This is a genomic window from Pseudomonas sp. UBA4194 (assembly GCF_002379585.1).
In the GTDB taxonomy this organism is placed as follows: domain Bacteria; phylum Pseudomonadota; class Gammaproteobacteria; order Pseudomonadales; family Pseudomonadaceae; genus Aquipseudomonas.
The window spans coordinates 50,161-62,973 of record NZ_DFUE01000022.1; the positions used below are offsets into that span (position 1 = coordinate 50,161).

Annotated in this window: 11 protein-coding genes; 9 read left to right on the forward strand and 2 right to left on the reverse strand. The window is 61.7% G+C overall.

The window, feature by feature from the left end; all coding sequences use genetic code 11:
* The first annotated feature begins 395 nt into the window (after nucleotides 1-395).
* The 8 genes from B3397_RS06390 (at nucleotide 396) to B3397_RS06425 (ending at nucleotide 9,863) form a co-directional block, all read left to right on the forward strand.
* On the forward strand, nucleotides 396-1,754 hold the full coding sequence (locus B3397_RS06390; protein ID WP_296248303.1) for a glutamine synthetase family protein: 1,359 nt from the start codon (nucleotides 396-398) through the stop codon (nucleotides 1,752-1,754).
* A gap of 29 nt (nucleotides 1,755-1,783) precedes the next feature.
* On the forward strand, nucleotides 1,784-3,148 hold the full coding sequence (locus B3397_RS06395) for an aspartate aminotransferase family protein (protein ID WP_296248304.1): 1,365 nt from the start codon (nucleotides 1,784-1,786) through the stop codon (nucleotides 3,146-3,148).
* A 131-nt stretch (nucleotides 3,149-3,279) separates the two neighbouring features.
* A complete protein-coding gene (locus B3397_RS06400; protein ID WP_296248307.1) occupies nucleotides 3,280-4,377 on the forward strand; it encodes a polyamine ABC transporter substrate-binding protein in 1,098 nt (365 codons plus the stop codon).
* 211 nt (nucleotides 4,378-4,588) lie between these two features.
* Nucleotides 4,589-5,683 (forward strand): polyamine ABC transporter substrate-binding protein, encoded by a 1,095-nt coding sequence (locus tag B3397_RS06405; protein WP_296248310.1) that lies wholly within the window; start codon nucleotides 4,589-4,591, stop codon nucleotides 5,681-5,683.
* Between the two features lie 54 nt (nucleotides 5,684-5,737).
* Nucleotides 5,738-6,880, forward strand: coding sequence for a polyamine ABC transporter ATP-binding protein (gene potA, locus B3397_RS06410; protein ID WP_296248311.1), 1,143 nt, complete (start codon nucleotides 5,738-5,740; stop codon nucleotides 6,878-6,880).
* A gap of 47 nt (nucleotides 6,881-6,927) precedes the next feature.
* On the forward strand, nucleotides 6,928-7,809 hold the full coding sequence (locus tag B3397_RS06415; protein WP_296248352.1) for an ABC transporter permease subunit: 882 nt from the start codon (nucleotides 6,928-6,930) through the stop codon (nucleotides 7,807-7,809).
* Nucleotides 7,806-8,690, forward strand: a complete 885-nt coding sequence (locus tag B3397_RS06420) for an ABC transporter permease subunit (RefSeq protein ID WP_296248313.1) — start codon at nucleotides 7,806-7,808, stop codon at nucleotides 8,688-8,690. The genes B3397_RS06415 and B3397_RS06420 overlap by 4 nt, the downstream gene beginning before the upstream one ends.
* A gap of 249 nt (nucleotides 8,691-8,939) precedes the next feature.
* Entirely contained in the window at nucleotides 8,940-9,863 is a 924-nt protein-coding gene (locus B3397_RS06425) for an alpha/beta hydrolase (RefSeq protein ID WP_296248315.1), read from the forward strand.
* Between the two features lie 99 nt (nucleotides 9,864-9,962).
* Here the strand turns inward: B3397_RS06425 and B3397_RS06430 are convergent, their stop codons facing one another.
* The gene (locus tag B3397_RS06430) at nucleotides 9,963-10,703 is read right to left on the reverse strand and encodes a DUF2059 domain-containing protein (protein ID WP_296248316.1); all 741 of its coding nucleotides are present in this window, start codon (nucleotides 10,701-10,703) and stop codon (nucleotides 9,963-9,965) included.
* A 140-nt stretch (nucleotides 10,704-10,843) separates the two neighbouring features.
* Here B3397_RS06430 and B3397_RS06435 point away from each other — a divergent pair, with 140 nt between their 5' ends.
* Nucleotides 10,844-11,479 carry a 2OG-Fe(II) oxygenase gene (locus tag B3397_RS06435; RefSeq protein WP_296248355.1) on the forward strand — a complete coding sequence of 212 codons (636 nt, stop codon included), beginning with the start codon at nucleotides 10,844-10,846 and terminating at the stop codon, nucleotides 11,477-11,479.
* Between the two features lie 84 nt (nucleotides 11,480-11,563).
* Here the strand turns inward: B3397_RS06435 and serA are convergent, their stop codons facing one another.
* Nucleotides 11,564-12,793, reverse strand: a complete 1,230-nt coding sequence (gene serA / locus B3397_RS06440; RefSeq protein WP_296248318.1) for a phosphoglycerate dehydrogenase — start codon at nucleotides 12,791-12,793, stop codon at nucleotides 11,564-11,566.
* Between the last annotated feature and the right edge of the window lie 20 nt (nucleotides 12,794-12,813).

The following is a 12,813-nucleotide window of genomic DNA, read 5'->3' on the forward strand; positions in this document are numbered from 1 at the left end:
AATACCGGGGTGTATCATGGCACGCCTGCCATCATCTGGCGTCAATGCGGGCTCGCGACAGAACCATTCTGCGGGGTCACGCCGTCTTTCAAGTTGTCGCAGGGTCGTTTCCGGCCTGCAGCCAACGCTTCGGAATTCTCCCCAGGGCGCGCGGGTATCGAGCGCAATGGCGAGCAGAATATTTGACAGTCGCCCACGGTGGTCTTTTCTTTTTTCAACTTCAAGGTACTGCCACAGGTGCGAACCCGCTAACCTGAACTTCACGTTCCGGCCGGGCATCGAAAGGCCGGGCGGGCGCTCTGGCGCGACTGTTTCCCTGTTGTTCCCAACGACGCCCATGCGTCAAAAAGTGTCCGGCTCGCCGCGAGCCTGGCGTATTGCCTCCTGAGGTATTTATGAGTCCCAACCTCGACCAGCTCACCGATTGGTTGAAAGAACACAAGATCACCGAAGTCGAATGTCTGATTGCAGACCTCACCGGGATCACCCGCGGCAAGATCTCCCCGACCAACAAGTTCATCGCCGAAAAAGGCATGCGTTTGCCGGAAAGTGTCCTGCTGCAGACCGTTACCGGCGACTACGTCGAAGACGACATCTATTACGATCTGCTCGACCCGGCCGATATCGACATGATCTGCCGTCCCGACGAGAACGCGGTGTTTCTCGTGCCCTGGGCCATCGAGCCCACTGCCCAGGTGATCCATGACACCTACGACAAGCAGGGCAACCCCATCGAGCTGTCGCCGCGCAACGTGCTCAAGAAGGTCTTGAAGCTGTACGCCGACCGTGGCTGGCAGCCCATCGTCGCGCCGGAAATGGAGTTCTACCTGACCAAGCGTTGCGAAGACCCGGACTTCCCGCTGCAGCCGCCCATTGGCCGCTCGGGGCGTCCTGAAACCGGGCGCCAGTCGTTCTCGATCGAAGCGGCGAACGAATTCGACCCGTTGTTCGAAGACGTCTACGACTGGTGCGAAGCGCAGAACCTGGACCTCGACACCCTGATCCACGAGGACGGCACGGCGCAGATGGAAATCAACTTCCGTCACGGTAACGCGCTGCATCTGGCCGATCAGATCCTGGTGTTCAAACGCACCATGCGCGAGGCCGCGCTCAAGCACAATGTGGCCGCGACCTTCATGGCCAAGCCCATGACCGGCGAACCCGGCAGTGCCATGCACCTGCACCAGAGCATCGTCGATGCGAGCACCGGCAAGAACATCTTCTCCAATGAAGACGGCTCCATGAGCCAGCTGTTCTTGCATCACGTCGGCGGCCTGCAGAAATTCATCCCCGAACTGCTGCCGCTGTTTGCGCCCAACGTCAACTCGTTCCGCCGTTTCCTGCCCGACACCTCGGCGCCGGTCAACGTCGAGTGGGGCGAAGAGAACCGGACCGTGGGCCTGCGCGTGCCGGATGCCGGACCGCAGAACCGGCGTGTGGAAAACCGTCTGCCCGGTGCCGATGCCAACCCCTACCTCGCCATCGCCGCCAGCCTGCTGTGTGGCTACATCGGCATGGTCGAGGGCATCAATCCCAGCGCCCCGGTGCAGGGGCGAGGCTATGAGCGCCGCAACCTGCGCCTGCCTTTGACCATCGAGGACGCCCTGGAGCGCATGGAAAACTGCAAGACCGTGGAGAAGTACCTGGGCAAGAAATTCGTTATCGGCTACGTCGCGGTCAAGCGCGCCGAGCACGAGAACTTCAAGCGCGTGATCAGTTCCTGGGAACGTGAGTTCCTGCTGTTCGCGGTGTAGCAGACAGGTGTAAGGAAACAGGAGCGCACATGAGCAATAATAATCCTCAGACCCTGCAGTGGCAGGCCCTGAGCGGCGAGCATCACCTGGCCCCTTTCAGCGACTACAAGCAGCTGAAAGAGAAAGGCCCGCGCATCATTACCAAGGCCCAGGGCGTGCACCTGTGGGACAGCGAAGGGCACAAGATCCTCGACGGCATGGCCGGTCTCTGGTGCGTGGCTATCGGCTATGGCCGCGAAGAGCTGGTGCAGGCGGCGAGCACGCAAATGCGCGAGCTGCCTTATTACAACCTGTTCTTCCAGACCGCCCACCCGCCGGCCCTGGAACTGGCCAAAGCGATTTCCGAGCTGGCCCCGGCAGGCATGAGCCACGTGTTCTTCACCGGTTCCGGCTCCGAAGGCAACGACACCGTGCTGCGCCTGGTGCGCCACTATTGGGCACTCAAGGGCAAGCCCGAGAAGAAGGTGATCATCAGTCGGATCAATGGCTACCACGGCTCCACGGTGGCTGGCGCCAGCCTGGGGGGCATGTCGGGGATGCATGAGCAGGGCGACCTGCCGATCCCCGGCATCGTGCACATTCCCCAGCCGTACTGGTTCGGTGAAGGCGGCGACATGACACCCGACGCGTTCGGCGTGTGGGCCGCCGAGCAGTTGGAAAAGAAGATCCTGGAAGTGGGCGAGGACAAGGTCGCCGCTTTCATTGCCGAACCGATCCAGGGTGCCGGTGGCGTGATCATTCCTCCCGAGAGCTACTGGCCCAAGGTCAAGGAAGTACTGCAGCGCTACGACATCCTGTTCGTGGCCGACGAGGTCATCTGCGGGTTCGGTCGCACCGGCCAATGGTTTGGCAGCGATTACTACGACCTCCAACCTGACCTGATGACCATCGCCAAGGGTCTCACCAGCGGCTACGTCCCCATGGGTGGTGTGATCGTGCGTGACGAGGTGGTCAAGGTGATCAACGAGGGCGGCGATTTCAACCACGGCTTCACCTATTCCGGGCACCCGGTGGCCGCCGCCGTGGCCCTAGAAAACATCCGCATCATGCGTGACGAGCAGATCGTCGAAACCGTGAGGGCGCAAACGGCACCCTATTTGCAGAAGCGTTTGCGTGAACTCGCGGATCACCCGCTGGTAGGTGAAGTACGTGGCCTGGGAATGCTGGGGGCGATCGAGCTGGTCAAGGACAAGGCCACCCGCGCGCGGCACGAGGGGCGTGGGGCGGGCATGATCTGTCGGCAGTTCTGCTTCGACAACGGCCTGATCATGCGCGCGGTCGGCGACACCATGATCATTGCGCCACCCCTGGTGATCAATTGCGCCGAAATCGACGAGCTGGTGGACAAGGCGCGCAAGTGCCTGGATCTGACGCTCGAAGCATTAGGTGGCTAAATGCTAGGCTTGCCCGGCGGGGCACTGTGCTCGTCCCTGCAGGCGCGGCGTGAGCCGCGGCTGCAGGCAGGACACGTGCCGGGATTCGAGAGCGCATCAGGTCCACGACTAGAAAACTAGGAGCATTACGCATGAAAGTATTTGGCAAGACCCTCCTCGCCATGTCCCTGATGGGTGTCATGGCCGGTGTTGCACAGGCTGACGACAAGGTGCTGCACGTCTACAACTGGTCCGATTACATCGCACCGGACACCGTGAAGAAGTTCGAGGCAGAGTCGGGGATCAAGGTCGTCTACGACGTATTCGACAGCAATGAAACCCTGGAAGCCAAGCTGCTGGCAGGCAAGTCGGGCTACGACATAGTGGTGCCGTCGAACAACTTCCTGGCCAAGCAGATCAAGGCGGGCGTGTACCAGGAACTGGATCGCTCCAAGCTGGAAAACTGGAAAAACCTGAACAAGGACCTGCTCAAGGCGGTGTCCGTCAGCGACCCGGACAACAAGCACGCATTCCCGTACATGTGGGGCTCGATCGGCATCGGTTTCAACCCGGACAAGGTCAAGGCCGCCCTGGGCGCCGACGCACCGACCAACTCCTGGGACCTGCTGTTCAAACCCGAGAACGCGGCCAAACTGAAGTCGTGCGGTATCAGCTTCCTCGACTCGCCAACGGAAATGCTGCCGATCGCGCTGCATTACCTGGGTTACCCGACCGATTCCCAGGACAAGGGCCAGCTGGCCGAAGCCGAAGCGCTGTTCCTGAAAGTGCGTCCATCGATTGGCTACTTCCACTCGTCCAAGTACATCTCCGACCTGTCCACCGGCAACATCTGCGTCGCCGTGGGTTATTCGGGTGATATCTACCAGGCCAAATCCCGCGCTGAAGAAGCCGGTGGCAAGGTCAAGGTCAGCTACAACATTCCCAAGGAAGGTGCTGGCAGCTTCTTCGACATGGTCGCCATTCCCAAGGATGCCGAGAACGTCGAGGGTGCCTACAAGTTCATGAACTTCCTGATGAAGCCGGAAATCATGGCGGAAATCACCAACAGTGTGCAGTTCCCGAACGGTAACGCGGCTGCAACACCTCTGGTGGATAAAGCCATCAGCGGCGATCCGGGCATCTACCCGCCAGCCGATGTGCAGGCCAAGCTGTACGCCATCGCCGACCTGCCGGCCGCGACCCAGCGACTGATGACCCGCAGCTGGACCAAGATCAAGTCGGGCAAATAAGCACCGGTTCGGCGGTGTCCGCAGGTTCCGTGGGTGCGGGTTCTACCTGCGATGCGGCGGCGCGCTCTGTGAGCGACGCCTCATCGCAGGCAGAGCCCGCGCCCACGGCTTCGGTGGCGGCATTGGAATCAATCATTGCGGCGCAAGGACATGAACGGTAAGTTGCGCGCCGGTTTTATCATATAAAACAAGCTCTTGAGAGGATATTCACGTGTCTGATTCTTTGTTTCGCAAGGCCATGTTGATCGGTGCAGGTCTGACCTTGGCCCTCAACGCACAGGCCGCCGACACCGTGCATATCTACAACTGGTCCGACTACATCGGCGAAAGTACCCTGGCGGATTTCGAGAGCAGCACCGGCATCAAGCCGGTGTACGACGTGTTCGACTCCAACGAAACCCTGGAAGGCAAGTTGCTAGCCGGTCACACCGGCTATGACGTGGTGGTGCCGTCCAACCACTTCCTGGGCAAACAGATCAAGGCGGGGGCTTTCCAGAAACTGGACAAGTCGCAGCTGCCCAATTATTCGAATCTCGACCCGGTGCTGCTCAAGCGCCTGGAAAAGAACGACCCTGGCAACCTGTATGCCGTGCCCTACCTGTGGGGCACCAACGGCATCGGTTACAACGTCGACAAGATCAAGGCCGTGCTGGGGGTCGACAAGATCGATTCCTGGGCCATGGTCTTCGAGCCCGAGAACATCAAGAAGCTCTCCAAATGCGGCGTCGCGTTCCTCGACTCCCCGGACGAGATGTTCCCCGCGGTGCTCAACTACATGGGCCTGGACCCCAACACCACCGACGAGAAACTGTACAAGCAAGCCGAAGCCAAGCTGCTCAAGGTGCGCCCGTACGTCACGTACTTCCACTCGTCCAAGTACATCTCCGACCTGTCCACGGGCGATATCTGCGTAGCCGTGGGGTATTCGGGCGACGTATTCCAGGCCAAGACCCGTGCCGAAGAAGCCGGCAAGGGCGTCAACATCCAGTACGTGATTCCCAAGGAGGGCGGCAACCTGTGGTTCGACATGCTGGCGATTCCCGCCGATGCGCCGAACCCCAAGCAGGGCCTGGCCTTCATCAACTATCTGTTGAAACCCGAGGTGATCGCCAAGGTCAGCGACTACGTCGGCTACGCCAACCCCAATCCCAAGGCCGGCGAGCTGATGGATCAGGACGTGCGCAACGACGAGGCGGTTTACCCGTCCCAGGCCGTACAGGACAAGCTTTACGTCAACGTTGAATTGCCACCCAAGGTGCAACGCTTGATGACCCGCAGCTGGACTCAGGTCAAGTCGGGCAAATAAATACTCAGGGCGTGCCTATACAGGGCCGCTCGCTCAATTTTGGGAGTCTCGTGAATGGCTGTTGCCTCCAGCGCCTACAAAAAAGTCCTTGAAGGCGGTCAGCAACCGAAGAAGGTGCTGGTCAAGATCGAGAAGGTGACGAAGAAATTCGACGAAACCGTGGCCGTCGATGACGTGTCGCTGGAGATCAACCAAGGCGAGATCTTTGCGCTGCTGGGCGGTTCGGGTTCCGGCAAGTCGACCCTGCTGCGCATGCTGGCGGGGTTCGAGCGGCCCACCGAGGGGCGCATCTTCCTCGATGGCCAGGACATCACCCACATGCCGCCCTACGAGCGGCCGATCAACATGATGTTCCAGTCCTACGCGCTGTTCCCACACATGACGGTGGCGCAGAACATCGCCTTCGGCCTCAAGCAGGACAAGCTGCCCGCGGCGGAAATCGATGCCCGCGTGGCCGAGATGCTCAAGCTGGTGCAGATGACCCAGTACGGCAAGCGCAAGCCGCATCAACTGTCCGGTGGTCAGCGCCAGCGTGTGGCCCTGGCCCGTTCGCTGGCCAAGAAGCCCAAGCTGCTGCTGCTCGACGAACCCATGGGGGCGCTGGACAAGAAGCTGCGCTCGCAGATGCAGCTCGAGCTGGTGGAAATCATCGAGCGCGTCGGCGTGACCTGCGTGATGGTGACCCACGACCAGGAAGAGGCCATGACCATGGCCCAGCGCATCGCCATCATGCACCTGGGCTGGATCGCCCAGATCGGTAGCCCTATCGATATCTACGAGACGCCCACCAGCCGCCTGGTGTGCGAGTTCATCGGCAACGTCAACCTGTTCGAAGGCCAGGTGGTCGAGGACATGGAAGGCTACGCGCTGATCAGCAGCCCGGAGCTTGAGCGCAGCATCTACGTCGGCCACGGTGTCAGTACTGCCGCCGAAGACAAAAACGTCACCTACGCCATACGCCCGGAGAAGCTGCTGGTGACCACCGAGCAGCCGACCACCGAGCACAACTGGTCGCGCGGCAAGGTCCACGACATCGCTTACCTGGGCGGGCATTCGGTGTTCCACGTGCAGTTGCCCAGCGGCAAGCTGGTGCAGTCCTTCGTGGCCAACGCCGAACGCCGTGGCGCCAGGCCGACCTGGGACGATGAAGTGTTCGTCTGGTGGGAGGATGACAGCGGCGTGGTACTGCGCTCATGACCCAGAGCAAATTCAAGCGCAAGCTCAAACGCAGGCTCGACCGGATCATTCCCAACGGTCGGCAGATGGTCATCGGCGTGCCGTTCGTGTGGCTGTTCCTGTTCTTCATGCTGCCGTTCTTCATCGTCCTGAAGATCAGCTTCGCCGAAGCCGACGTGGCCATTCCGCCGTACACCGAGATCTGGACCTACGCCGAACAGAAGTTCGAGTTGATCCTCAACCTGGCCAACTACTCGCTGCTCACTGAAGACAGCCTGTACATCTCGGCTTACCTGGGTTCGCTGAAGATCGCCTTTTTCAGCACTCTGATCTGCCTGTTGGTTGGCTATCCGATGGCCTACGCCATCAGCAAGGCGCGCAAGGACCTGCAAACGGTGTTGCTGCTGCTGATCATGATGCCGACCTGGACGGCCATCCTGATCCGCGTCTATGCCTGGATGGGCATCCTGAGCAACAACGGCCTGCTCAATGCCTTCCTGTTGTGGCTGGGGGTGATCGATCAGCCGCTGCACATTCTCAACACCAACATCGCGGTGTACATCGGTGTGGTGTATGCGTACCTGCCGTTCATGATCCTGCCGTTGTTCGCCAACCTGGTCAAACACGACAACAGCTTGCTGGAGGCAGCGTCCGATCTGGGCTCGAGTACCTTCAACAGCTTCTGGAAGATCACCGTGCCGCTGTCCAGGAACGGCATCATCGCCGGCTGCATGCTGGTGTTCATTCCGGTGGTGGGGGAGTTCGTCATCCCCGAGCTGCTGGGCGGCCCCGAGACGCTGATGATCGGTCGCGTGCTGTGGCAGGAATTCTTCAATAACCGTGATTGGCCGGTGGCGTCCGCCTTGGCCGTATTGATGTTGGCGATCCTTATCGTGCCCATTGTGCTGTTCAACCGCAGCCAGGCCAAAGAGCTGGAGGGCAAGGCATGAAACGTTTCGGTTTCTCCAACCTGATCCTGGTGCTGGGCCTGGTGTTCATCTACGTGCCGATGATCATTCTGGTGATCTACTCGTTCAACGCCTCGCGGCTGGTCACGGTGTGGGCGGGCTGGTCGGTGCAGTGGTACGTCGGTCTGCTGGACAACGATCAATTGATGGGTGCCGTGATGCGCTCGCTGGAGATCGCCTGCTACACGGCGGTGGCGGCGGTGGCGCTGGGTACCATGGCGGCGTTCGTGCTCACTCGTATCAGCCGCTTTCGCGGCCGCACGCTGTTTGGCGGTCTGGTGACAGCGCCGCTGGTGATGCCTGAGGTGATTACCGGTCTGTCGCTGTTGCTGCTGTTCGTGGCCATGGCGCAGTTGATCGGCTGGCCCCAGGAGCGCGGCATCGCCACTATCTGGATCGCCCATACCACCTTCTGCGCCTCGTATGTGGCGGTGGTGGTGTCGGCGCGCCTGCGCGAGCTGGATCTGTCGATCGAAGAGGCGGCCATGGACCTGGGAGCGCGGCCGTGGAAGGTGTTCTTCCTGATCACCATCCCGATGATCGCGCCATCGTTGGCGGCGGGCGGGATGATGTCGTTCGCCTTGTCGCTGGATGACCTGGTGCTGGCCAGCTTCGTGTCCGGACCGGGCTCTACCACCTTGCCGATGGAGGTGTTTTCGGCCGTGCGCCTGGGTGTGAAGCCGGAGATCAATGCGGTGGCGAGTCTGATTCTGCTGGCGGTGTCGTTGGCCACGTTTTTGGTTTGGTATTTCGGGCGCCAGGCTGAAGAGCGTCGGCGCAAGGCGATCCAGCAGGCCATCGAGGAGAGTGCGGCCCAGTCGTGGCAGCAGCCGACCTCGCCGCGGCCGGCGGCGTCGGTCTGATGGGGGGAGGTCGTTGCTTTTGCAGCGACCTTGCGGGCCCCATCGCGGGTAGAACCCGCTCCCACAAGGATCGTGTTGTTCACCCCGGACAGTGTGCCCCTAAGATCCCTGTAGGAGCGGGCTCTGCCCGCGAGAGGCCCTGCAGCCAGTGCAATATCCGGCTGCAACGCCGCTTCCCTGTAGGAGCGGGCTCTGCCCGCGAGAGGCCTGCCCTGCCACTGCAATTTTCTGCCTTGGAACCACGCGCCCATGCCACCCACGTTTCACCCCGACACCCTGCGCAACACTCTGCTGCCGCTGGCGGCACGTCAATCGCTGTCCAGTGAAGCCCACGCCTACCGGCACTTCTACCAGCTCGACCTGCCCGCACACAGCTGGCTCGGCCGCTTCGACGCCGCCGGCTTCGAGATCGTCGCGCAGGTATGGATACCGTCGAACCCAGTCGCCACGCTGTTCATGCTGCACGGCTTCTACGATCACATGGGTCTCTACCGACACGCCGTGCAATGGGCCCTGGCCCAAGGCTTTGCGGTGATCGCCTGTGACCTGCCAGGTCATGGCCTGTCCAGCGGCGAGCGCGCCACCATTCACGATTTCGCCGACTATCAAGCCGTACTCGCCGGGCTGTTTGCAGAGGCGCAAAGCCTTGCCCTGCCACAGCCATGGCACCTGCTCGGTCAAAGCACCGGCGGCGCAATCATCGTCGATCACCTGTTGCATGGCGGCGCGCAGTCGCCTGCCCAGGGCCAGGTGATGCTCATGGCACCCCTGGTGCGGCCACGGGCCTGGGGCTGGTCCAAGCTTAGCTATCGGCTGCTCAAGCCCTTCGTCAACGGCATCGCCCGGCGTTTCAGCGAGAACACCAACGACCCGACGTTCATGCCGTTCCTGCAAGCCGATCCCTTGCAACCCCGACGCCTGCCCACGGCCTGGGTCGGCGCGCTGGTGCAGTGGGTTCGGCGGATCGAGGCTGCGCCACGCAGTGGTCGCCCGGTGCTGATCGTGCAGGGGGAAGATGATATGACCGTGGACTGGCGGTACAACCTGCAAGTGCTGCGGCAAAAGTTCGACAGGGTGCAGGTGTTGCAGGTGCCAGCGGCGCGGCATCATCTGGTCAATGAACTGCCGGAAATCAGAGGCCGGTGTTTCGGCTTTTTTGCGCAGCATCTTTGATGGGGACGGCCTTCGCGGCTTTGACGCCGCGCCTACAGGGGCGCGCGATACACCCGTAGGAGCGGCTTCATAGCCGCGAAGAGGCCCGCCCGCGCAACATCACCCCCCAGCCTTACCCACCGCCAACGCTGCCCGCACCGCCGCCAGCGCAGCCTGGTAATACGCCTTGCCCTGCGCCGACTCGGCAAAGCTGACGAACTCTTCCAGCTCCGGATCGGACAGGTCACGGTACACATACAACAGCGTGTTGTTCAGATCGATCCCGATCTGCTGCTGCAGCCGCTCGCGCTGGCCATCCAGCAAGCCGGCGGCCTGTCCACCGCCGAGCAGGCCGGGAATCATCGAACTCAGACTGTCAGCCGCCACGCCGGCGATCGCCAGGCTGACCTCGGCACCTGCCTCACGGGCAGGCAATGCCTGGGCCAGGTGACCGATCAACAGGGCACGGGTGGACTCGACCTGCATCTTGGGCAGGCCCTGGGCATTTTTCGCCAACTGATCACTGCGGGTCGCCAGCAGTTCGGCGGCGACGATCTTGCGGCCAAGGGGCGACTCGAAAAAGCCCAGGGCGGGCTTGGGATTGGCCAGGCTTTGACGCAGGGTCGCTTCGGCGCGCTGATCCATAGCCTGGGCGGCGAAACGCTGATTGCTGTTGCTCACCAGGGCCTGGAACACCGCCGGCGGCAGACTGTTCTGGTAGCGCTGCTGGGCGGCCTTGAGGGCGTCACTGAAGTGCGCGCGCTGTTCCGGCCAGCCGGCGGCCTTGTACAGCTGGTCGTGGCCGTCGGCCCAGGCGGGCGTCACACAGAACATCATCAACAAAACAAGCACGCGGCGCATAGGGACTCCTGTCGGCAGGTCGCCATTGTCCGTGGCAATGGTCGGCTTTGTCGAGATATGGCGCTGCCAATGCACGGCAAATGCATTGATACAGTGCACCTGCTGCAAGGCTCTGTCGGTTTTGCGAGCGTATGGATACTATGCCGGGCATGCACATACCCTCTGATCATCCGCTGCTGTTACGTATCGTCGACGACCTGGCCGAGCAGGGCTGGTCGCACCAGGACGTCTTCGTGCCACAAGGTCTGACCCTTGAACTGGCGGCCGAGTGCCGTCGACGTTATGCCCAGGGTGAGCTGGCGCCGGCGGCCGTCGGGCGCGGGCCGGCCCAGGAGATTCGCGAGGGTATTCGCGGCGACCACATCCAGTGGATCGAGCCGAGCGAAAGCGCCGCCTGCGACGCCTGGCTGGGGATCATGGATAGCCTGCGCGAGGCCCTGAACCGCGGGTTGTTCCTGGGACTGGAAGACTTCGAATGCCATTTTGCGCTGTATCCACCCGGCAGCGTCTATGTGCGCCATCTCGACCGGTTTCGCGATGACGACCGGCGCATGGTCTCGGCCGTTCTCTACTTGAACGACGCCGATTGGACCGCTGGGGATGGTGGGCAGCTACGGATGTATCTGGCCGGCGAGCGCGAGCACGATGTGCAGCCGATCGGCGGTTCGCTGGTGGTGTTTCTGTCGGGCGAAGTGCCCCATGAGGTGATGCCTGCACAGCGCAATCGGCTGTCGCTGACAGGCTGGTTTCGTCGACGCGGCAACGAGCCCTTTTAAAGGGTGGGGCCTGTAGCAGCGGCGTAAGCCGCGTCACCCCCCCCAGTCAAACACCCCCTTCAAGCCCCCCCAATCACCTCGCGATCAGAACAACACGCGGCAACGGATGGTGCCGTTGACTTTCTGCAGCTTCTCTTGCGCCAGGTCCGAGTACTCGGCGTCGACGTCGATCACCACGTAACCCACTTTCTCGTTGGTCTGCAGGAACTGGCCGGAAATGTTGATACCGTTCTCGGCGAAGACCTTGTTGATCTCCATCATCACGCCAGGCACGTTTTCGTGGATGTGCAGCAGGCGGTGCTTGCCCGGGTGCGCCGGCAGGGCCACTTCAGGGAAGTTGACCGACGACACCGAGGTACCGTTGTCGCTGTACTTGACCAGCTTCTCGGCCACTTCCAGGCCGATGTTGGCCTGGGCTTCGGCAGTGGAACCACCGATGTGCGGCGTCAGGATGACATTGTCCAGGCCACGCAGCGGGCTTTCGAAGATGTCTTCGTTGGAGCGCGGCTCCACCGGGAACACGTCGATGGCAGCGCCGATCAGGTGCTTGTCCTTGATTGCATCGGCCAGGGCGTCCAGCTCGACCACGGTGCCGCGAGCGGCGTTGATCAGGATCGCGCCCTTCTTCATGGCACGGATTTCCTTCTCACCGATCATCCACTGGGTCGCAGCGGTTTCCGGCACGTGCAGGGTGACGATATCGCTCATGCCCAGCAGTTCGGTCAGGCTGCCCACCTGGGTAGCGTTGCCCAGCGGCAGCTTGGTGACGGTGTCGTAGAAGAACACCTGCATGCCCAGGCCTTCAGCCAGTACCGAGAGCTGGGTACCGATGGAGCCGTAGCCGATGATGCCCAGCTTCTTGCCGCGGATCTCGAAGGAGTTGGCGGCACTCTTGATCCAGCCACCGCGGTGGCAGGACGCATTTTTCTCGGGGATGCCGCGCAGCAGCAGGATGGCCTCGGCCAGTACCAGTTCAGCCACCGAGCGGGTGTTGGAGTAGGGCGCGTTGAACACCGCAATACCGCGCTCGCGGGCGGCGGCCAGGTCAACCTGGTTGGTACCGATGCAGAAGCAACCGACGGCGACCAGTTTCTTCGCGCAATCGAACAGCTCTTCGGTCAGCTGGGTGCGCGAACGAATACCGATGAAATGGGCATCGGCGATCTTTTCCTTGAGTTCGGCTTCCGGCAGAGACTTGGTGTGGTACTCGATGCTGGTGTAGCCGGCGGCCTTGAGGACGTCCACGGCGGATTGGTGGACGCCTTCGAGAAGAAGGAACTTGATCTTGCTCTTGTCGAGGGAAGTCTTGCTCATCTGCGTAAACCTGTGTCCCG